The 20867-nt window shown below is 45.5% G+C and carries 17 protein-coding genes; 3 read left to right on the top strand and 14 right to left on the bottom strand.

From position 1 onward, the window contains the following. Positions 1–324: 324 nt before the first annotated feature. The 6 genes from DMR_RS23530 to DMR_RS25395 all read right to left on the bottom strand — a co-directional run bounded on the left by DMR_RS23530 (position 325) and on the right by DMR_RS25395 (position 6820). A complete protein-coding gene (locus DMR_RS23530; protein WP_015861686.1) occupies positions 325–1569 on the bottom strand; it encodes an HD-GYP domain-containing protein in 1245 nt (414 codons plus the stop codon). Positions 1570–1651: 82 nt separating this feature from the next. Then, a complete protein-coding gene (locus DMR_RS23525) occupies positions 1652–2887 on the bottom strand; it encodes a SpoIIE family protein phosphatase (protein ID WP_015861685.1) in 1236 nt (411 codons plus the stop codon). A 21-nt stretch (positions 2888–2908) separates the two neighbouring features. After that, complete coding sequence (locus tag DMR_RS23520) at positions 2909–3853, bottom strand: response regulator (RefSeq protein WP_232502804.1); 945 nt, start codon at positions 3851–3853, stop codon at positions 2909–2911. A gap of 73 nt (positions 3854–3926) precedes the next feature. Then, on the bottom strand, positions 3927–4256 hold the full coding sequence (locus DMR_RS14470) for an STAS domain-containing protein (RefSeq protein ID WP_015861683.1): 330 nt from the start codon (positions 4254–4256) through the stop codon (positions 3927–3929). A 162-nt stretch (positions 4257–4418) separates the two neighbouring features. Then, entirely contained in the window at positions 4419–5315 is an 897-nt protein-coding gene (locus DMR_RS23515; RefSeq protein ID WP_148208447.1) for a PDZ domain-containing protein, read from the bottom strand. A gap of 848 nt (positions 5316–6163) precedes the next feature. Then, positions 6164–6820, bottom strand: a complete 657-nt coding sequence (locus DMR_RS25395) for a J domain-containing protein (protein WP_232502803.1) — start codon at positions 6818–6820, stop codon at positions 6164–6166. Positions 6821–7604: 784 nt separating this feature from the next. On the opposite strand from DMR_RS25395, the gene DMR_RS23505 reads away from it, so the two are divergent. Together DMR_RS23505 and DMR_RS14455 are read left to right on the top strand one after the other, a co-directional pair. Beyond that, the gene (locus tag DMR_RS23505) at positions 7605–8681 is read left to right on the top strand and encodes a diguanylate cyclase (protein ID WP_015861679.1); all 1077 of its coding nucleotides are present in this window, start codon (positions 7605–7607) and stop codon (positions 8679–8681) included. A 66-nt stretch (positions 8682–8747) separates the two neighbouring features. Beyond that, a complete protein-coding gene (locus DMR_RS14455) occupies positions 8748–9152 on the top strand; it encodes a bacteriohemerythrin (RefSeq protein WP_015861678.1) in 405 nt (134 codons plus the stop codon). A 59-nt stretch (positions 9153–9211) separates the two neighbouring features. On the opposite strand, the gene DMR_RS14450 is transcribed toward DMR_RS14455, so the two are convergent. The 8 genes from DMR_RS14450 to DMR_RS14420 all read right to left on the bottom strand — a co-directional run bounded on the left by DMR_RS14450 (position 9212) and on the right by DMR_RS14420 (position 18315). Further along, positions 9212–10258, bottom strand: a complete 1047-nt coding sequence (locus DMR_RS14450; protein WP_043600747.1) for a tyrosine-type recombinase/integrase — start codon at positions 10256–10258, stop codon at positions 9212–9214. A 1-nt stretch (position 10259) separates the two neighbouring features. Further along, positions 10260–10487, bottom strand: a complete 228-nt coding sequence (locus DMR_RS25700) for a helix-turn-helix domain-containing protein (RefSeq protein ID WP_081429620.1) — start codon at positions 10485–10487, stop codon at positions 10260–10262. A 179-nt stretch (positions 10488–10666) separates the two neighbouring features. Next, positions 10667–11224, bottom strand: a complete 558-nt coding sequence (locus tag DMR_RS14445; RefSeq protein WP_015861676.1) for a tyrosine-type recombinase/integrase — start codon at positions 11222–11224, stop codon at positions 10667–10669. A gap of 272 nt (positions 11225–11496) precedes the next feature. Next, positions 11497–11874, bottom strand: coding sequence for a hypothetical protein (locus DMR_RS14440; RefSeq protein WP_015861675.1), 378 nt, complete (start codon positions 11872–11874; stop codon positions 11497–11499). Positions 11875–13348: 1474 nt separating this feature from the next. Further along, positions 13349–13669, bottom strand: coding sequence for a hypothetical protein (locus tag DMR_RS14435; protein WP_015861672.1), 321 nt, complete (start codon positions 13667–13669; stop codon positions 13349–13351). Positions 13670–14001: 332 nt separating this feature from the next. Beyond that, entirely contained in the window at positions 14002–16914 is a 2913-nt protein-coding gene (locus DMR_RS14430) for a DUF927 domain-containing protein (RefSeq protein ID WP_015861671.1), read from the bottom strand. A 266-nt stretch (positions 16915–17180) separates the two neighbouring features. After that, a complete protein-coding gene (locus DMR_RS14425; protein ID WP_015861670.1) occupies positions 17181–17801 on the bottom strand; it encodes a hypothetical protein in 621 nt (206 codons plus the stop codon). Between the two features lie 76 nt (positions 17802–17877). Beyond that, positions 17878–18315 carry a hypothetical protein gene (locus DMR_RS14420; RefSeq protein WP_015861669.1) on the bottom strand — a complete coding sequence of 146 codons (438 nt, stop codon included), beginning with the start codon at positions 18313–18315 and terminating at the stop codon, positions 17878–17880. Positions 18316–18875: 560 nt separating this feature from the next. Here DMR_RS14420 and DMR_RS23495 point away from each other — a divergent pair. Beyond that, positions 18876–20600 carry a sigma-54-dependent transcriptional regulator gene (locus DMR_RS23495; protein ID WP_158304253.1) on the top strand — a complete coding sequence of 575 codons (1725 nt, stop codon included), beginning with the start codon at positions 18876–18878 and terminating at the stop codon, positions 20598–20600. Positions 20601–20867 lie beyond the last annotated feature (267 nt).

Raw genomic sequence — 20867 nt, 5'->3', positions numbered from 1 at the left:
TCCTGAGGGCTATCCTGAGGCACTCAGGACCTCAGGACAGCATCCCTTTTAAAATGGTGTGTGGGAACTTGTGAGGATATTCTAGGGCAGGAGGGTAGGTGACCCTGGAATGCTATATACTGCTATGAAGTACATCTGATTCAGTTGCTCAATGACATCGATCAAGTTCAAGTTATTTTGCAATCGCCATTCCGTAAAAAAAATCGGCAAGATATAATTGGTCTTATCGGCATTAAAGCAGTTCTGAGCACGTACCAGTTTGAATTATAGTTGTAAGTTATCTGAGAAAAGTCTACTAATCTACCAATGTAATTCAGTGGAGAACTATAGTTTTAATGATTTACCTTTTGTTTTGATGTATGCAGAAATATGTAACCTGCAATCCTTAGCATCAAGAACATCAATAATATGATGCTTGTCATCAATGTCCTTGGCTTCGTATAAGTCTATGTCTTGTGGTTCACAGTGCCGATTGTTTTCGTCTAGGACAATGCGGACCACTGGATACAGCAAAGACTTTATGTTTTGAGACATGACGATAGCTTTTTTATTGTTTTTTAGAACAACAATTGACCCGTTCGGATATATTCCAATAAATTTAACAAACTTATCTACTAAAGATGGAGAGAATGCTGCTCCTTTAGATTGAAATATAGCGGAAATAGCTTTGTGGGGTGATACAGACATGCGGTAGGATCTTTCTGATTTTAACGAGTCAAAAGTGTCTACAATACTTATTAGCGAGGCCTGGGGTGATATGTCATTTCGTTGTTTCTTGCATGGGTATCCAGTGCCAGAATAATTTTCATGATGTTCTAAGACTGCGCGCAAGATATCATCTGGAATCGTGCATTGTTTTGAGAGCATGTCATAGCTGTAAAGTGGATGTTTTTGGAACTCGAGCAAATCTTTTGCAGATTGTTTTTTCGTTCCTTTGATAATTTTATCAGAAATTTTTAATTTGCCTATATCGTGATAAAATCCAGCAAACCCAAGATGTATTAAGTTCTCGGGTCCAAGAGAAAGGTATTTTCCAAACATTGTTGAAAATAATGCTACATTTATGCAGTGAGTGTATGTGTGTTCGTCGTGTCCTCTGAGATTAGAAAGGAACATCATTGCGTAGTTTGTTTGGTTGTCATTGTTTATGAGGTGATCTACAAGTTTATACGTAGGCGATGTGTCAATGTTCCCAGATTCTTTGGCAGCTAAAATTAATTTTTTGCAGTCCTCGATTAACTGGGTGTATTGATTTTCTGCAAAATCAATTGATTCAAGGATGCAATCGAATGTTTGTGCATCTGAGGGATCGAGGTTGTCGAGGTTTTCAGTTGATGAAAATAGGCTTTCGATTTCCTGTTTTTTCTTTTTGTGCTTTGCGAAATAAACACCTTTCTCTGTGTCGATAAAGGTGTCTGAGTAGTTTGAACTTGCGATTTTTTGGAGAACTAAATCTGTTGTGATTTCACCTTCAGATAAGAAAACATTTGGATTCGAGACTTCGCTCATCCCTGGATTTGATATGTACATCCCGACTTTCAAACTTTTTGTACTAACTTTTATTATCATTATGGCCTCGACAAAAATTATTAAAGTCTGTAGTGATCAGTCATTGATACCTACCGATCTTGATGTGGGTTATTGATTGTCGTCAAACACTGCTCGTCGTACCTTTGTACTCAAAGGCTAATATGCTTAAATCATCAACTGGAGGGTGCCCTCCTGCAAAGTGCATGACTTGTTTATATATGCCTTGCACCAAGCCATCCGTCGAAGTGTCTCTAAGTGCGATTAATGTGTTTGCAAGTCTTTCGCTGCCGAATAATTCGTTATCAGCATTACCCATTTCTTCTACGCCATCACTAAACAATACGACCTTGTCGCCTGGGGAGAGTGCAATTGTTTGTTGCCCAAAAGGCATCGCACCAATGCCGATAACCGTTCCGGAAACGTCAAGTGTCTTGATGACGCCATCTTGAGTTAACACAATCGGTGAACAGTGTGCTGCATTGCTATAGGTTAAGGTGCCTGTGCGATGATTAAGCACCGCATAAACTATAGTGAAGTGTCTTTTGAACCGCATCAAAGGAAACTCTTTGTCAAGTAGGTTCAAAACTTCTTCAGGCTTTCGAATAAGCGGTGGTGTTGTCGTATTGTCTAAGAGGATGCCAGTTTGTGAGTTCATCAGTTGATAGACCAAGACAGATATCATTGCTGAAGGAGCACCATGTCCAGCAACGTCTAACATGTAAAGTCCGATATTGTCTTTATCAAGATGTACCACATTTAAAATGTCACCACCAATGCCTTCGCATGGTATGAATTTCCATGAAAAGTCGACTGTTTTAACATGTGGTAGTTTCTTAGGCAAAAGACTGAGCTGAACTATGCCTGCGGCTTTAAGTGATTCGTCGATTTTAGACTGCTTGTCTATTAATTCGAGTTTTTGAACTTCAAGTTTTGTAACATCATAGAGAATTACCAGCACCATTTGTTCGCCATGGAATGTGACGTAGCGGGTACTGAATTCAAAATGACGTTCCTCTCTTGAGCCATTGATAAAAAAAGTGTGAACAAGTTTTTCTTGATCAGCAGGGACTTGTTGTAAGAGAGTTTGAATAGCTGCCTGACGAAGAAGGCATTGCTCGCAGTTGCTTGTTTCGCCGCATAATGTTTCCTCAGTAACTGCAAAAGCGCATTTGAGTGCATTCCCACATCGTTGACCAACAGCTTGCTCGCGAGGTAGCCCGAATATAACCTGATATGCGTCATTAACTTCTTGGACGACTAAATCTTTGTCGACCAGCATGACGACCGAAGGAATTTTTTCGAAGAGAATGTTTAGAAACTCTATCGATTCACGCAAATTAGTAATGTTAAAATTCATATATATCTCGTAAATGCATTGCTAAAGAGTGGGGGAGTTGTGTCCAGTACTTATTGTTACACGGACAGTATTGCCATTTCCTAAGAATTCAACATTGTCCAGGTTAAACATGCAAGCCATAGCTATTCCTCTCCCATGTGGGTGCATGGCGCGTGCTGGATCAAATTCTAAATAGCATTGACAATCGAATCCAGGACCGTCATCCCTGATTGTTAGTACTATCTCGCCAAATTTTCGCTCAAATAAGACTGTAACTTTTTTGTCAAGATAACACTTAAGCTTTAGTCGGCGATTAACTTCTTCTTTCCATGATTCTGAAAGTACGAGTTTTGTTTTGTCGTCGTAAGTAATATCAAGCATTCCATGTTCTATCCCATTTATTAACAACTCAAGAAGACCCGATGATACTTTTCCAGAATCTGGGCATGCCATGGCAAGAGTCTTTGCAAGCAATTGTGCTTCATCTAATGTCCTGCAGTGGAAAATTCCCGAATTGAGAAGTTCAAGTGATCGTTCAGACTCTTGTCTGTCCTTGGCGATGTCGAAGTTGATTTTACATCTATCGATTGCAGCATGGACTATGCTTTTCATTAATTTTATATCAAGTGGTTTTGTTAGATATGAAAATGCTCCATGTGCAAACGCGTTTTGAATAGTTTCTACATCGTTTAATGAAGTTACAAAAATAACAGGTATTTCGCTAAGGCCTGGAGCCTTTTTTATTCGATGCAAGACTTCCATGCCATCAATATCAGGGAGCATATAATCAAGGAGGATGCATTTGAATCGCGTAGTGTCTTGCAGCAGAATATTCCAAGCTGATTCGCCATCGGCTGCACAGGTAACTGCGTAACCAAATTTAGTAAGATAACTCTCAATAAGGTTGGCTGAGAGTTTATCGTCTTCAACGACAAGAATATTTTTGTTCATACACGGCTGACTGTCAGAAGTCATGCTTGTAGTCATAATAGTTCCTGTTTGTGTCTAAAGATGTTCTTTAGTGATCGTTAGTCCATCATGCAGTTTGTCAGGTTCATTGTTATGAAGTGTGATTTTTTGGAGTTATGTTGAACAGGAGATTGAATTTCACGGCAGTGAATATCTTAAATATTGAAGGCGAGCAATTTATGATCTCAATGTTTGCAGTCGTGCCACCTGCACGCTCTCGCAACATGAGGAGCAATCCAAGTGAACTACTGTCGAGGTGTTCAAGACCTGACATATTAATAACTACTTTGTTGCATTCGTCAATGTATAGTTTGTAGTTGTTGAATTGTTCATGCGAAAATATGTCGAGATGCCCTGCAAGGTCAATGTGTAGAGTCTTTTTGTTGTCGCCTGTATTGTCTTCTCTGAACATGATCGTCATAGTATTAAATCCTTGGGGTATGTTGTTAACGGTTGAAGTTTGTTGTGTTAAGCCTCATTGTTTTGTTGATATCGTGGCAGTTATTGTTAGTATATCTCCTGTTGTTTTAAGGGATTACGTGCACGCGAAGGAAACGATTTTGTGTTTAATAGTTGCAAGTATTTAGAATGACTTTAGCTGGTTTTGCATTGTTTCTAGTCTTATATTTGTTGCGAGCTGTGTTTGGTTGCGTATAATGATTGCTTGTACAACGTCACCGGGTAAATGTTTAGACAAAACAATGCCTACGACATTCGACTTGATCAGGTCCGTTCCGTCCAATTGAGTTACGACGTCACCAGGTTTTATCCCAGCTGTCTCTGCTGGGGATAAAGGAACAACGTCGTTAACATAGACTCCTCGGTTGATGGCTAGTCTTAGCTGTGCGGCTAAATCTGGAGACATATCACTCAAATAAAGACCTAAAAAGGGTGTGTTTTGTTTGATCAGCTGCATCTGGCCAGAACCAATACCAACTGAGAAAGGGGTATTGATGAGGCGCATCTGTTCTGGCCCAACTCCAGAGGGCAGAGCGGTTTCAGAAAGACGACGATTTCTAACACCCGATTGTAAAACTACAACCACCCCGATAATGGCAATAACAACCATGGCCGAGACTAACCATACGAGTAGATTTCTCTCGCTCGGTTGTTCCGTTCTGCGTCTACTCATGCGGTGGTGGATCCCACGTGACTTGACGTGCATGTCCATTTCGTCGAAATCTCCTGCTCTCCTGCTCTCCTGCTCTCCTGCTCTCCTGCTCTCCTGCTCTCCTACTCTCCTGCTCTTGCCAGAATTTTGCACTTTGGCCATATTTACTCCGGGAACTAATTTTTCATGTAATTTAGTATACCCCAGAAAATCAGCACGAGCAATGGGGACACGATACACAACCGTTGAATTCTGGGAGTATGGAATTTTTCCAATAATTTTTGTAACGCCCTTAAAGGGCTTAAATAGCAAGAGAGTCTGGTCGTACTGCTGGCAATTCGAAAAAATTGGGGAGAGGATTGCGGACAATTCCTATCAACCTGTAACGAGACAACAAGACTCACGGTTTAATTTTGGATATTTTCTTGTGAATGGAAACATTTAGGTCTGACTACATGTCGAGTTGGTAACAGATATTCATTTGTTCCATTTGTTGAATAAATATCAACGATGATGGTACTAGTATGATCCGTAGGTTCGTAACATTAATGAATGAACCACTCTTGCTTCGTTTTGCGTTTCAAATACATCAAATTGAAACTTTTTGGGTAATGGCTTTATCTGTCTAATATATTTAATATTCCTCTGTCCATCTGCTTTCCCTACCGGATAACGCTGAAATAGGTTCTCCAGACCTGGATAACCGGGATTTTGGAGAACCTTTGGAGAACCTGAAATGTCCCAGACAGGATCGATTTTATCCAGGGGAGGGGGCTCGTTCGAGAAAAAAGCTCAATTATATCAGTCGATAGCATTTGGCGAAGCGCCCTTCTAAGCAGACGGCCGCAGGTTCGAATCCTGCTGGGCGCACCAGAATTAATTCAAGGGGTTAGGTCTGTTTCGGCCTGGCCCCTTTTATCATGTGGATAACCGGGTTGGATAACATCTTGGCCAACCATACAGGATAACGAGGGAATTTTGGATAACATTCGGGCAGACGTTGGCCCGTGTACGGGCAGGCGGCTGGGGAGATGGCCCGGATTTGCGGGTTTTTCTGGTCAGGCTGTGTTGCGCGGGTAAAATTTTGGGCAGACGGTCCCCATTTTGGCACTGAGCATGCCAGTGAGGTGTCCTCTCAACCTCGCTGGCGTTGATGTCTGGTAGGCTCCCAGGTTCACCTTCGTCGACGTGTGAAAAACAGCTCGTCGTCTGCGACTTCATTTCTTCATAATATCATAGGCAACATTGATGAGCTTTGCTTTTTCCAGAAACTCGGCTTCCGTGGCTTTGTTTATAGAGCTTGCCTTGTCTGGGTGGGTTTTTTTTATCATTTTAATGTATGATCGTTTTATTTCTCTTGGAGAGGCCCGTAAATTGACACCGAGAATCGAACACGCCCACTTTTTGTCATGCGATATGTCTCGATGGTCTGCCGTTCTCGAGGTCTTTTGTTGGTTGTTACCTTTCTGTTTGTGGTTATGTGTTTCCGTTCGTTCTTTTTTTTCTTGTCGTTTTCTTTGAGCACGTTGCCAAGATTCATTAAGAAATTCATTGTGCTTTTGACGTTGACGTCGAGCGGCTTCCCGCTGCAAATAGGCATTGCTTTGATCCTCAAGATTCTTTCTGATCTGTTCTTCGTGATTCATTTTAACTCGATCTTGAAAGTTGTGTGAAGATGTTTGTGCAGCTTCTTCACGAAGAGTTTCTTCTCGACGGTTCTTGCGTTTGCAATTCATGATATACAAATAAACAATAGTTGCAGCGCAGCCCGTAGCGAGGCCAGTCGCGATAAAAATTGGCGAACTGCTGAACCTTCTGGTAAGGTCTGCCATTGTTTCAGGCTGTGGGCTGGGGTTGGGCTTTGGATGTGTCATGGACGTCTGTTCACTGTCGCGGCGTTGGTCCGGTGTTTCCCCAGAGGGAATGACTGCGGGGGGGATGTGTTTCTGGACCGGTTGTTCTGTCTCTGACGCAACAGCATTTCTCCTGCCGTCCTGCCTTGGTTCGGATGCTGGTGATCCGGGAAAACCCCAGCCCAAGTTTGGAGGGGGCATGCCGGGCGTCTGTGGCAATGGTCCTGGCGGTCTTCTCCAGCCATCCTGCCCAAGTCTGGGGGGAGGTTCGGGCGGTCGGCGATCAGGCGATCCACGACCCGGGGGAGGAGGTGGTGGCATGCCGGGCCTATGTGGCCATGGGCCAGGTGGCCTGCCTCTGTCGTCTTGACCTAATCTTGGTGGAGGGTCGGGTTGAGGACCTTTTGGTCTCGCGGGATACGCATCGGGTGGCGGCCATCGCTGGGCCAGAAGACCTGAGTTCTCCTTTATTTCTGAAGCATAGACCTTGCCAACCGTCATCCACGTGCCGAGGAGGGCAAGGAGCATGAGTAACGGCAACATTATTTGATATTTCAAAGCCATATCTGTCTCGCCTGCTGGCGATCGTGAAGGACGTCACACCCAATATAGAGTAACTGCGTATTTCAAAAAATACAAAAAAAATGTTTCCATGAAAAGCAGTAAGTGGATTGCACGGGGTTCCCCGAGACAACCAACTCTGGCAGTCTCGGTGAGTTCGGTATTGCCAGATGCAGTACTTGTGTCGGCGGTGCTATTGGGTTAGAGATTAGAGTTAATGTCAAAACGTTCCTAAAGGGAATATATGCCAAGCGATTGTCAAACCGATTCTTGCGCGATTAAAAAATTATGTTCTGAAATGCACAAGATTGGATGCGGGGGTAAGCCATCCTGGCTCGCCGTTGTTCTTTTTGTCAGGAATTTGGTTGGTAATTTCTCGATATTCACTGATGAACAAAAATCGGCAATGCAAAAAACAGTATTTAGTCGATTGTCTAAAAAAGATTCTTCGGATAATAATTTTGATCAAATTATCGAAGACCTTGAAATGTTTATAGCAAGTAACCAGGTTACTGTCAGTGCTGAAGATGAGCTTGAGTCTCAAAAAAATATTACATCATCGCTTGCAATGGTGGTTAATGAGTTCATAAGCGAATCATTGTCTTCAGAGCAAGAGCGGGGAAAGTTGCTAAGTACCTTCGGGCGGGAGACATTGGAGGTGCTTTCCGAAGCTGATGACCTCGAAGCTTTGAGGCCAAAACTGAAAGTTCTACTGAAAAGCATGTTATTGCATTATAAGGAAAAAGCAAAGGACTGGGAAAGAAAAGCACGATTTCTTGAGCAAACGGTTAATGTTGACCCCCTTTTGGCTCCCCTTCATAACCGTCGGTATCTTGAGTCTTTTCTTCGTAATGCTGTCGAACAAAATCAGATAGATAATAATCATCTTGCTGTCTTGATGCTCGACATTGATAATTTTAAACAGGTAAATGACGCATATGGACATCAGGTCGGCGATGATGTTTTGAGGACTTTGGCAAAGATAATAAGTGCTCATTCTGAGAAGTATGGATGGTTTGCAGCTCGATATGGAGGGGATGAACTGGTTGTCGTTTGTGATGTTTCTGTCGATGAGGCATTGCTTCATTCTGACGCAATACGCTTGGCGGTTCAAAATTATGAATTCAGACCAAGATTAAATGGGAAGCTGGCAGAACAAATAGTTAAGTTTACGGTGTCTATTGGGGTCGCTGGGTATCAGTTGGGTATGTCGTCGGATGAACTTCTGAATTGTGCGGATAAGGCTATGTACGATGTAAAAGGTACTGGGAAGAATAATGTTGCTCAGTTTGGTGTTATAAGTGTTGAGCCGGAATGGTGAGAGTATGTGTCAATTTTTCCGCGTGCACGTTAATTTGGGCTGTATGGCTAAAGTTTAGGAGCGCTGATGCCAATTGCGCAGTGGGATGACTACCTTTCTGTTGGTCACAGCAAAATAGACAGTCAGCATGAGAGACTTTTTGTTTGCATTAATAAACTTCAGGATTCTATAGAAAAAGAATATTTCCTTGGTGATCTTCGTGTGTTGCTGGTTGATTTGTATAGATATGCTAGGTATCATTTTTCTGAAGAAGAGTCTTTGATGCGATCTTCGGGTTACCCTATGCTTAATGAACACATTTCTAGTCATAATGACTTTCTTGTGAGCATCGATAGGTTTATTGTTGACGAACGTTTAGATTCGATGTCTTTGCGGGTTGATGTGATTACTTTTTTAGTGACTTGGATTATGAATCATATCCCATATGTCGATCAAAACTTTTTTATGTATCTTAAGTCTCAGGAAATTTGAATTTGATAATGAAAATAGGGAGTAGACCAAATGGCCCACTCCCCTGCCAAAACTATCTCTTAGGCGTTCAAGCTCGGCAACTTGGCGATGGTGCGACGCTTCTCGTCACCGAGCAGGTGGTAATACTGGTTCGCGGTCATGTGCACCGACGAGTGCCCCATGAGCTTGCTCACCGCCGATAAGTCGCCGCCTTCCTGAAGAAGGGTGGTGGCGAACAAGTGCCTGATATCATACAAGACGACATGGTAAGGGATTTCAGCCCGCTTGCAGGCCGACCGGAACGACATCCGGAACTGTTTGACGGGCCGGCCGGCGTATTCGATCAAATATTCGGTCTTGGCGCGTCCCTGCATCTCTCGCAGCCGGGCCATGAACTCGGGGGAGATCGGGATCACCCTTGCCGATTGGGTCTTGGTGGCGAAGACCTTGACGGTCGATTGTGCCCAGTCGACGTCGGCCCATTTCAGGGCGAAGAGTTCGGATTCCCCGGTGCGGACGCCCAGGTTCCAGGCGACCTCGATGGCCCAGGCCAGATGCGGGGCCGCGACGGCCTTGATCTTCATAAGGTCAGCGACGGTCAGCTTGGTGTCACGGGGGTGCTCTTTTGCTTTCTTCCAGTGGCGCAGTGGGTTCTTTTCAATGAGGTCCTGTTTGACCCCGAACTGAAAGACGGTCTTCAGGTAGGACAGATACCGTCCCCGCGTGACGGGGGAATGATCGGCGTAGGCCTTGCCCACGATCGTCAATATCTCATCGTAACGAATCTCGTCGATGGGTCGTTGAGCGAAGACGGGTATCAGGTGTTTCTTCAGGAACGACCTGATCTCGTTAAGGGTTTTGACCGTTGTTCCTTCGACCTTCCTCGTGTTGATATATATCTGGGCCAGTTGGTCGAGATAAATCTTGTCGGCGACGGCCACCACTTCGGAGATGGCCTCAGGGGTGCTCGGCGGGACCGGGCCATGGTCCTTGACCTGCTTGTCGAATTTCTGGGCCGCCCTGCGTCCCTCCCGCCCCTTGCCGAATGTCTTGGTCGTCTGGTTGCCCTCGGCGTTTCGATAGGCGACGTAGTAGGTGCCGTTGTTCTTCCGCATGTGAACGGACATGTTACACCTCAAGTTCGATAGGAGTTCTAGGTTTCATTTCGAGTGTTGATGAGAAGCTATCTGGATTAGCCATAAAGCGATCTAAATCAGCACGAGCGAACCGAGATTGAGACGGTCCATATCGTTTAATGCTTTTCTTTCTGATCAGCTTTGCAAAGTACGAAGTACTGTATCCACAATACTCCGCAGCACGTTCCAAATCGTAAAACGGCCCAAGGCCGTTAGCCATATCCTCCGTCCATGATTAACCTCTTGAACAAGTGTGCTTATTGTGAGCCTTTCGTTGCCTGGTTACGAAGAGACAATTATGTCGTCGAAATATATTTTGTTGTTAAGGTAAATATGGTATGCTCTTGTTGAGCATCTTGTCGTGTCGCTAAGAAAAGGGGCCGGGAAGGCCCCTGGTTTTTAAATGACATGCATTAATATTTCTTCGACTTCTTCCTCCTGGATGCCAAGATACCGACGTGTGATCGATGGGCTAGAATGGTTGAGTCTCTTTGCCAGTACTTCCCATGGTACGCCAAATGCCTTGCGCTGGTGGTAGCACCATGTTTTGCGCAACGTATGGGCCCCATAGTTCCCTTTCAGGTTAACAGCTTCAGCCCACGCTTTGACGTACTTGGTGACGGCAAATGTCGTGAGAGGATAGTTTTTTCCTTTACGACTTTTGAACAGGTAATGCTCATCATTTAGCTTTGATTCATTGAGGTGGTCATCAAGCGCTAGCTTGATCTCTTTGTTCATAATGAACACGTTCTCCTTGCCAGTCTTCTTTTCGCGCAAGACCACACGGTCGCCGACATTTGATTCTCGAACGTCGCCGACCTTGAGGGCAAGCAAGTCTTGGACACGAAGTCCAGTGTTGATGCCCATGATGAAGAGCAGTTTGTCGCGAAGATTGTCAGAAAGTATCTTCTTGATGCTTTTGATGCTCTTCACGTCAATAATGGGTTCGACCTTCATCGTTGCCTCCAATGCTTGTTTTTCTTCCGACCATGCTGGAAACGTGCATTTAAATCGGCCTTGTCCCCTTGAGCTCCAAAGCCCCTGGGGGTAACGCCTTTGATTTCTTGCAGAAGTCCATATAAATGCCTCCAATGTTCGTTTTGGGTACAAAACGTACATTCGCTATAAGTGTAATTTCTGTATGAAGTTGCATATAATTCTCGATCTTGCGCGAAAGAATCGAAAAATAGTCACATCTTGCGATATGACTATGTTAAAGTCCAAATGTACTAAACCTTGGTCAAGATGATCTTCTGATCCTCGACCAGAATGGAAAACTCGTCGCCTTCGCTGATGGACATGCCTTGTAGGTCAAGGCTCTTGAGATAGATCTTCAGTTCCATCTTGTTGTTCACCTTGGGCCTCCTCGAATTCTTGAGGTAAAGGCCCTTGACCTCGTAGTAGGTCTTGTCGTCGCTCATCAGCTTCAAGACGTATTGCTTCAAGGTCTGACGATGCTTGACATCCATCTTGACCATGATCTCCGAGGCGTCCATGCCGTTGAAGATGCACTCGCGAAGAAGCGAAGGATTGTACTTCGACTCGATCTTCTTCTTGTCGAAACCATCCTGTCCTTCCACAGCCGCAGTATCAGTCTTCTTGCTCATACAAGCTCCTTTGTTTGGTTTGATTGATAATTTCTGTATTTGCTCGAAGATACTTAAAAAGTAGCGTTACTTGCTTACTATTTCTCGTAAGCGGCCCGTTACGGCGGCAAGAGCCCCGGTGGAAAACGGGCTATGGCCCCAGGGTCAGATTTCCGGGGGTTTTGGTCACGGGGGAGGGCAAACTATGGGGCGGGGTCCAAACGGCCCAGGGCGGGGAGGATACAGGGCCGGTTTTGTGGGCCGGCCGGGGCCAGGATCGGGGGCGGGCCATGGGGCCACCGTCCGGTCCAATTTCTGATCGAAAAAGAGGACCATGCCCGAAGGCGCGGTCCTCAGCAGAAGCGCGTAGTCTCGCCGTCGTCCCCGATGGTCTAAACCACCAGGGAGGACAGCGACTTTAGGATCGAATGATTCGTCGCCGGATCAAGCGTCCTTCACAACCCAACGTACGGTTTCCCCGTATTGGGCTGAAGCAAGAGATGTATTGAAAAATCATGGTAGTTCCAGAACGATCAAGGCTATTCGAAGTTTTTCAACAAGTGTATCTTGAGGATTCAAAACGAAGTTCCGTGTCTATTCAGGTTTCTGAATGATTTTCAAATAGCAACATCTCTTGCCGTATCCCTTACGGATACGCAGCCATCCTTATAGGACATAAACTTCTCCAACGTTCTACTGAAAAGCATCCCCTAAGGATTTCCCTTGGTCTTAAGTCTGGTCATTTCTGACAGTCCCACGCCTAATCGCTTGCATATGGTCAGAAGATACGTCACCTAACTATATCTTCGGAATTGGAGATTCCAATAAACTTCGGTTTGCCATGAACCTCGTTCACCATATGCGCCACCATAGCTTCTTCATGAAAGATCATGAATACGGGCCAGTCATTCGGTCTCAATCCCTCCCCCGACTGAATTACTTCATATCGAGTAGATCATGCTCAGGAAGTCTTGTTCGATGGAGATCGACAAGAAGTTTGATAATTCTGAGTCAAGTACATTTTTCGACCGCATTATGTATCTAGGTCATACATAATGGTTGCACTATCAGCAACGCTCGACCACCGACTTGATGCAAGGCACCCATGGCGATTTAACTACGCTTATATTTGAAAGATCATTCGTAAATTCTGAAAGACATGAAACGATTTCGAAAGCTCGTGTTAGAAACGCAAGTTGAAAATTCAAAATAGTCTGATATGTATTCTGTAATATACAATGATATTATCAACTTATTTCTGTCTACGAACCGCGATTATTGTCATGTTTGTATCTCTATGTATCGTTCTGGTTGACGTGAAACAGGTAACTTTTTTATGCGGATGATCGATAAACTCGACGTCTCATGATTGTTTTTCTTGAGCTGACCGAACGAAACGGCAGACTCCATATGCATAGCTCGGCCTGGTTGTTTGGTCCATGGGGTGGCATGGCAGTCTGAAATCGACCGCCATGCCATTCACCTCCACTTTTGACTAGAAGATGCCCTCTGCGGTGCCGGCGATTAAATCCGGCATACCAGCGAGGAGGTCGTCGTCTTCGTCACGCCCCCACGGCGGTAACGAAGGGTCGTGCTCTGGCGCAGGGTCGACGACAGGCGCATTTTCGATCTCGAGGGGCACCGCGGTCGCTTCCGCCTGCGTATCCGGTGCCGGCGTCTCGTCTGGTGCGGCCAAAATAGGTTGTGAATTCGATGCGACCGGTGTGTCCCGTAAAGCCGGTGTGGTGACAGGCGACAGGCCGAAAATGTCATGGGACAGTCCGTATCGATCCAGCATTTCATCGAAATAACTCATATTATCCTCCGGATTTGCATCCTTGTTAGGGCAGTCCTGAAAAATCCTGAGGGCCTCAGGACGTAGATTTGTTAAAAAAATAAATTATTTTAATATGTTATAAACCATTTCCTGAATTCCTGCGGGACTGCGCAAAAACAGGGTGTGGCCCTTTGGGGGAAGGAGCCCGATGGGCGAAATGGCGTTTTGGTGCCCCTTGGACCATACCCCCTAAATCCTTCAGGATTCTCAGGAAATTGTAAATAACATATTGTTTTTATTATAAAACTTTGTCCTGCGGGCTGTCCTGCGGCCCTCAGGACCGCAGGATGCCCTCTTTCCTCCCCTTTTATTTAAAACGGTGGTTTTAAATCCTTGGTCGTCGATGTTGCGTCGTCATCGAATTTGATGCCAAGTTCCTTTTCGACGGTTGACTTCTTGAGGCAGTAAACCCAAGTCTTCTGTCCACGGATTGTCAGTTGTCGTTGGTTCCGACCTTGCTTGTCTTTGTACAGCCAGTCTCGGTCTGCCCATGTTCTGATGATCGCATCGGGTTCACCGACAGATTCCTCTATCAGTTTGGTTAACTGAGGTTTGAGGTAAGCTATCTCACTCCATTTGCCATTGTCCCAGCGTCCAGCCCATCCCATGGACGGAACATAGGTCTGGTTGTTGTCGTGAGCATTGCCATCGAAGAACTTGTCTCTGTTTGCAACCGACCAGTCATATACATGCCGTAAGGCAACGGTCGCTCTGTCTGCTTCCATGGCATTCCTGCTGACCGTGTCCCAGATGCCATCAAGGTACTCCCTGATGGGCCGCGTGGGCTTCAACTCGGGCAGGGCGGCGTGGACCAAGGGGATCACCGTGTTGAGGACGGCGAGGTGGTCGCTGAGCCGCACCGCGATGTTATTGCCGCCGGCACGTTTGGTGTAATACCGTCGAAGCTCCAGATAGGTCTCGCGCCACAGCGGCCAATCGCGTCTGTGTGCGAGGATGAACTCGACTACTTTTGGGCCGGCATGGCCGAAGTTCTCCTTGACCGTGAGTTCGACATCGTTGACGTAGTCTGCGAGGTTGTCTCCCGAGAACGGCATTCCCCAAAGGCTTAAGACGCGAGCATGGGCACCGCCGTCTTCCTTGCAGAAATCAACGGCCCGTTGTTCCCCGGTAGACAAAAGGACCAAACGCCAAGTGCCGGTTCTCCTGGTTCCTTTAAGTGAACCCCTTCTTTTATCTTGTCCGCTTGATACCTGATAAATCGTTGAACTTACCTTGCTTGCTGCTTCTCCTTTCTTGCCGGCTGTTCCGGCAAGCTTTGTTTCATCAAGAATTAACGGATGGTCGGTGACAAGCGTTGCAGTTTGACCAATCCATGCTTCGGATGTCTTCCACGTGAAGAACACCGTGTTTCCAGTTCCAGAAGGGTCGCCCCAAACGGATGCGGAACAACGCAAGGCTATTGACTTTCCTTTAGAGCTTGAAAATGCAAGGTCGACAACGAAGTTGTTTGCCTCGATGATTTTCAAGAAAGGAGGGATGAACGAAGCATAGACCATCATGATCGATCGTTCGTGGTCATACAAACTGTTGATTGTTTTGACCCATGCTTGGTATGATCCTTTAGCGTAAAACCCAGAGGCAATCTGATCGTCGCCATCCTCTTGCGCTTTGAACACGACATGGTTGTTTGAGCCAGGAGACGCAAGAACCTGCTTGCCCCAAAGAAAGGTCTTCAGGCCTTTCTGCCATCCTAATACGGATGTGACAGATACAACAGGTATGATGTCTCTGTTCGCTTGCTCAAAGTCTGCCAGATATGCAACGACTAAAGACGCCGTATTCGAATTGACAGCGAGACCTTGTCCTGCGACGCTCATGATCTCCCTTGCGGTAAAGATCGTAGAACGAGATTCTATCCGTGATTTCCACGCCCCATCGCGATACCAAGCGATCTCAATGGACTCCTCGCCATTGTTTACATCGACAAGGCGCTTAGATATGACAAGAGGTGTGATAAGAACCTTTATTTTTACTTCGGATTTGTCGTCCCCTTTGCCTCGCATTTCGATGCGTTCAACTCCATGCTCTAAACTGATGACGTATCCTTCCGGTATGACAATGCCTTGCGAAACAGGAGCCCCAGGCAAGCTATCTGCGACATACTCCTTTATGAAGGCTTGAGAAATGCCGAGGACTGCTGGACTTTTGATATTGCCCCACGACGAGCATTTGCTACAATATGCTTCGCCGCCGCAGCTTTGCCTGATGTTTTCACACGTTCGAGGCCCCGCATTGTTAAGAGCATCGTCAAACTTCTTGTCTGTTTCTTGTTGTTTGTATCCTTGGTAAGGTTTGCTCCATTGATGGGTTATAGAACGACCGTCTTGGCATCTGGATAAGATCGATATGCCAGCATACCATTCAGGCTCGGTTAAGGCCGTGGCATCGTCACGGATGTGGCACATCCATGCACAGCCTTGGACGATTTTGTTCAGATCGGCCGGGGGGTATTTCGTCTCGCCCGGGGGGATGCTCGTCCCCTTTTGGGCTGGAGGCGCGACGACAGAGATAGCCCGTGCCGGCAAACGATCCTTAATCTCGTCCAGGGTGTAACGCTTGCTTGGGTCGTAGTGGATGACGCGCACGGGGCGAGGATTCTCGCGTATCTTGAAGTTCATCGACCCCGGAATCCGAAGCACCCGGTCAAGGTTTGACGTGGAGTCGAGCTTGTACCCGCGCTGTCTGCCGAGGTCGTTCAGCGCGTCCTGGAGCTGCTTTGAAAGGTTCTTGGCTGCTTCTCGCTCGGCGTCAGAGCTGAAGACCCAGGGCGTTTTCAAGGGCCAGAACGGGTACAGACCCCCGCCGGAATGGACGATCAGCGTCGGGGTGAGGGGGAAGCCGAACAGCAGGCTTAAAGCCGCGTCCAAGTCTTCCGGCAGGGCCGTTTGCTTATGGCCCAGGCCGGCGATATCGGCATCGTGCCAGAAACCAGGGATGGCAATGGTTGTCTCTTCCTTGCCTCGTTTATGCGCACCCCATTTTTGGGATTGCAGTCCGACCTGGAAGTAGACGTCCTTGCCTTCTTGTACGAGTGACTCGACAGTATCGTCGATAGAGCCAAGTTCCGTTGAGCATTCGAAGTTGTAGGTCTTCGTATCTGGGAGCGTCCAAAGGTTTTGGACCCCTTTCCCTTGGTATTGAAGCCAAAGGATACTCCAGAACTCGCTAGGCTTCATCGCTGTCGATGATGGATGATCCAACATGCTAAACTTCTCTTCGGTAGATGTTTAAATACCGAGAGAATGGCCTCGCGCACCAATAGGGTGCGCAAGGCTGGCATTTTTGCCCAATGTTTTGGTGTTGTTATTTGTTGAGGTTGGTTCGATGTGATGCTGTTTGTTTCGGATGTTTGTGCTTAGCGCATAACATGTTATTGTCGTTTTTGATGAGTCCTCCTGCTTGGGGTGTTTTTTCAAGCCCCTCGTCTTTCTCTTTCGTCCTAGATCGGTTCCATTATGGCGTCTGCTGGTTAGGCTCGCGCGTTCCAGGCGATATAGGCTTGGAGGTCGTCGAACTTGGGCAGGCTAATAGTGGTCGCATTCGCGTGGTGCTTGATCATGGACCTGATAAGGCGGTGCATGTAGCCCTTCGTCAGGATAGAAGCATCAACGTGGTAGATGGTCACAAGAAGCTCTCGAGACTCGAAGTTGCCGTTGATGATGCTCCACAGCTTGATATCTTTAGAGAGGTCACGCAGGCTCGGCGAGATTTCGAAACGGCTCGTCTTCTGCCAAGTGAAGCGTAATCCGCGCCAAGTGTTCCACACTTTGACGACCACAAGATTTCCCAGAAGGTCACGGAAGCTCGCAGCATAGTCACAGTTGTTCATCGTTTTGTACTCGTTCGTAGGAAAGTTTGTGTTGGTGTTGCCAGGGGTCAGGGCCTCGTCCTCGTCGCCCAAGAGGGGGAGGAACACGTCGCCGTTTTCGTCGCAGGGGAGCGACCGAAGCGGATTGCCGGTGCCGTCTTCATCGACGGGTTCGAACGGCGCGCCTAACAGCGGCAGCAGCATGTCGCCGTCGCACTCGCTGTCGTGGGCCGAGGGGGTGTCAGCCGGGCTTCCAGGGGTCTCATGGGTGTGGTTGGTCATGGGTACCTTTTTGGGTGGCGCGGCTCGCGTCACTAAGCGAACCACGCCGCTGGGGTTTGGGGTGATCGGGTGTCGGCTAGGCCGCTTCGCTGGGTGCATCCTGTTCCTGAGGGAATTCACACGGAACCCTGTCCAGGATGATCCTCTCGCCCTCAAGCGTGGCGGTGAACTTGTCCCCGGTCTTGAACTTCCGTTCTTCTTCGAGAGTTTTGTTTAACTCTGCGATCGTATCTTTCGGAAGAATGAAGTTCCCTTTGGAGTTGATGGACTGCTTTTCGGGTTTATCGGAACAATGGTCCGCACTGTTCAAACTGACATTGCGCATTCCCTTGCCGATCGCATCGATGTAGATTTCCTTGATGATAGAAGTGGACACGTTGAAGGCGTTGCTGGCGTCCTTCACGTCAACTTCGACAGGCAATCCATTCTTGTTCTCGTACTTCTCAATGAATTGCTGGACAAAGATATCTTTCTGTTCTTTGCTCGCCGTGCGAGCTTTAGGATTGCAAGCCATGACAATTCTCCTTCTTGTTGGTGGAAAGTCTCTTGTTGAGAACAACGCCAACTCAGTTAGAATGTTGATGTTGATTCCAGGCGTCATTCGTAAAGGGTTGGCTTGACCCTCTATGAAGACTCAGGCTTGAAAACAATTCTGCACTCTATGTGGGAAAGTGTTGGCGTACAGCAATGTGCCGGCGTTGGCTCATTTGGCACTTTCCGTTGTCAAAGATGCTCAGCTAAAAGCAGAAAGTGTGCCAAGGTTATCTGTGCTGAAATAATTGAATTTTTTGTCAAAGATTGGAGAAAAATGTGTTTGTAAACGGGATATGCCACGATAAAATGCGATATATCCCGTTTGTTCTCTGGCAGAGGTTGACGTCGGAGGTTTTGTCTGGGAAGATTTTAAGGCTGGACGACGGGTAGAGGCCTGCCCAGTTAGAGGTTTTGCGACGGTATTGACGAGTCAGGGCATTCGTTGGTTGCTGGTTTTGAGGTGTGCTTAAATATCGACTGTCATGGTCATTTATTGATGGTGTAAATCTAGAGTTTCAAAACTTAATGTATGGAGAAAGTATGGGTATTGATTTTAAAGAAAAAGCATGGATAGTTTTGCCTGGACAGCAAGGGGTTTTTTGTGAATTTACAACTATCGCAAAAGATTATTTGTTGAAGAATCCATTGTATCACAAAACTCCAATATTAGTGATTGGAGATTCTGGTGTTGGAAAGAGTTTGTTTCTTGAGGCTGCAACTCAAATAGCTTTAAGTTATGGAGTTTCTCCTAAATCAATCGTCCGTTTGAATTGTGCATCTTTCACAAGCCAGATCGCTGAATCAGAGATATTCGGACATATAAAAGGTGCTTTTACAGGCGCAACTCGTGACAAAGAAGGCATTGTAAAAGTTGCGGATGGTGGCTTGTTGATACTCGATGAGATCGGAGAGCTTTCAGAAGAAGTTCAAGCAAAGTTATTGATTTTTATAGAAGAAGGGAGGTATCGCCGGGTTGGAAGTAATAAATTAGAAAGTGCTAATTTGAAAATTATAGGAACTACCAATAAAACCCAAAAGTCTTTTAGGCCTGATTTTTGGTTTAGATTTTTCCCGATTTTTATACCACCTGTGCACGAAAGACGACTAGATGTTTTATATTTTATTGCGTACAAACATCCTGACATCTTCTGTAGGCTTACTCCGCAGCATGCTCTTACACTTTTGTCGTATAATTGGCCTGGAAATGTTCGAGAAATTGAGCGAGTTATTTCCTTGATAATGCTTGAAGATAGCTTGGTGTCAGGTGGCCAGGGTAATAGTGGGGCTGGTAAAGGGATGGATTCGAATCCGTTGTGTTTGCCTAGTGACAAGCGGCAAACGTTATTGTCTTTTTCGTCTTTGTGTGATTTCAATGTGAAGCTTGCTGGCAATGGTTTTGATGTCAATAGTCTTAATAAAATACTTTTAAAGTATGGTCTTTCCATACCTTTCCCCTTAAGTCTCTCTGGAGATTTGTATGATTTTTACAAACAAATAAAAATGCTCATTAACGATAATTTGGATACTTTGATTGAAGAATGTTTAAATAAACTCGATGATATAGATTATTCTGAATTGAATTATGAGCAAACAACTCAGAAAAAAACTTACGAGTTCGTAATGTTAAATCAGGCAAATTTTTTGGCCAATTATGAACAAGCTCAAGGCTGTAAATGTAATTATTATAAATCGATTGTTGTTTGGCGTGATTCATCTTGTGTTGAGCAGCTATTTGAGAAAATATTTTTAATTAACACTATGGATAAGATTGAAAATGTTGGCATTTGTTTTGACTCTCTTTGTAGATTATTTTTAAAGAATCCACGAGCGGCTAAAGATATATTTAGTTCCCATGAACATTCTATCGCTGATACGTGTTGGACAAGCAGTCTTGAAAGAAATATTTTTGAGAAATTCTACAAGAAAAATTTGGTTAAACAAGCTTTAGAATTTGTAGCTGGCGTTAAGATCGCTACTAAATACGAATGTGCCTTTAACGAGTCTTGGGAGATGCATGTAAAGCAGATGTTGACTGATGATGAGTTTAATATGATTATGGGTGGTAAGGATGTAAATAGAATGGATTTTGAATTATTTGGCTTGAATGAGGATGATTTGCTTAGAGAGTATTATAAATATCTAATTGATAAATACAAAACCAAACTTAAAGCAGCAGAGCATGCAGGCGTTAATTATTCTACGTTCCGCAGCAAGCTTGATTCTCTAGGTTTTTCTCGGAGAAAATATGAGCGTGGAAATAAGTGATGTCATTAAATTTCACTGTTCTTTATTGTGAGGGCGTATGTTTTAAGCACAATGTACAAGACCGCACCTCTGGCTCTCGTAATATTGGCGGATCAAGGGAAAAAACAAATTTACCACTCACCCCTTGTCTTTTCAAGGTCGGTGCTCAAAATCCTGGGGTGAGACTTTTTTGTTTACCACTAGAGAATATTTTTCTACGCTTTAAGCTCAGATTATTTCCACTTTCACAGTTTGGTTCAAAAAGTCACGCAGCGATTTCATCGTGAT

This window comes from Solidesulfovibrio magneticus RS-1 (assembly GCF_000010665.1).
Classification (GTDB): domain Bacteria; phylum Desulfobacterota; class Desulfovibrionia; order Desulfovibrionales; family Desulfovibrionaceae; genus Solidesulfovibrio; species Solidesulfovibrio magneticus.
The sequence above is the reverse complement of the archived record's forward strand: the minus strand, read 5'-3'. Positions and strand labels throughout refer to the sequence as shown.

Excerpts from the sequence above, each read along its gene's own strand:
- DMR_RS23530 (WP_015861686.1), bottom strand. The coding sequence starts at position 1,569 with ATGATAATAAAAGTTAGTACAAAAAGTTTGAAAGTCGGGATGTACATA.
- DMR_RS23525 (WP_015861685.1), bottom strand. The coding sequence starts at position 2,887 with ATGAATTTTAACATTACTAATTTGCGTGAATCGATAGAGTTTCTAAAC.
- DMR_RS23520 (WP_232502804.1), bottom strand. The coding sequence starts at position 3,853 with ATGACTACAAGCATGACTTCTGACAGTCAGCCGTGTATGAACAAAAAT.
- DMR_RS14470 (WP_015861683.1), bottom strand. The coding sequence starts at position 4,256 with ATGACGATCATGTTCAGAGAAGACAATACAGGCGACAACAAAAAGACT.
- DMR_RS25395 (WP_232502803.1), bottom strand. The coding sequence starts at position 6,820 with ATGACACATCCAAAGCCCAACCCCAGCCCACAGCCTGAAACAATGGCA.
- DMR_RS23505 (WP_015861679.1), top strand. The coding sequence starts at position 7,605 with ATGCCAAGCGATTGTCAAACCGATTCTTGCGCGATTAAAAAATTATGT.
- DMR_RS14455 (WP_015861678.1), top strand. The coding sequence starts at position 8,748 with ATGCCAATTGCGCAGTGGGATGACTACCTTTCTGTTGGTCACAGCAAA.
- DMR_RS14450 (WP_043600747.1), bottom strand. The coding sequence starts at position 10,258 with ATGTCCGTTCACATGCGGAAGAACAACGGCACCTACTACGTCGCCTAT.
- DMR_RS25700 (WP_081429620.1), bottom strand. The coding sequence starts at position 10,487 with ATGGCTAACGGCCTTGGGCCGTTTTACGATTTGGAACGTGCTGCGGAG.
- DMR_RS14445 (WP_015861676.1), bottom strand. The coding sequence starts at position 11,224 with ATGAAGGTCGAACCCATTATTGACGTGAAGAGCATCAAAAGCATCAAG.
- DMR_RS14440 (WP_015861675.1), bottom strand. The coding sequence starts at position 11,874 with ATGAGCAAGAAGACTGATACTGCGGCTGTGGAAGGACAGGATGGTTTC.
- DMR_RS14435 (WP_015861672.1), bottom strand. The coding sequence starts at position 13,669 with ATGAGTTATTTCGATGAAATGCTGGATCGATACGGACTGTCCCATGAC.
- DMR_RS14430 (WP_015861671.1), bottom strand. The coding sequence starts at position 16,914 with ATGTTGGATCATCCATCATCGACAGCGATGAAGCCTAGCGAGTTCTGG.
- DMR_RS14425 (WP_015861670.1), bottom strand. The coding sequence starts at position 17,801 with ATGACCAACCACACCCATGAGACCCCTGGAAGCCCGGCTGACACCCCC.
- DMR_RS14420 (WP_015861669.1), bottom strand. The coding sequence starts at position 18,315 with ATGGCTTGCAATCCTAAAGCTCGCACGGCGAGCAAAGAACAGAAAGAT.
- DMR_RS23495 (WP_158304253.1), top strand. The coding sequence starts at position 18,876 with ATGGGTATTGATTTTAAAGAAAAAGCATGGATAGTTTTGCCTGGACAG.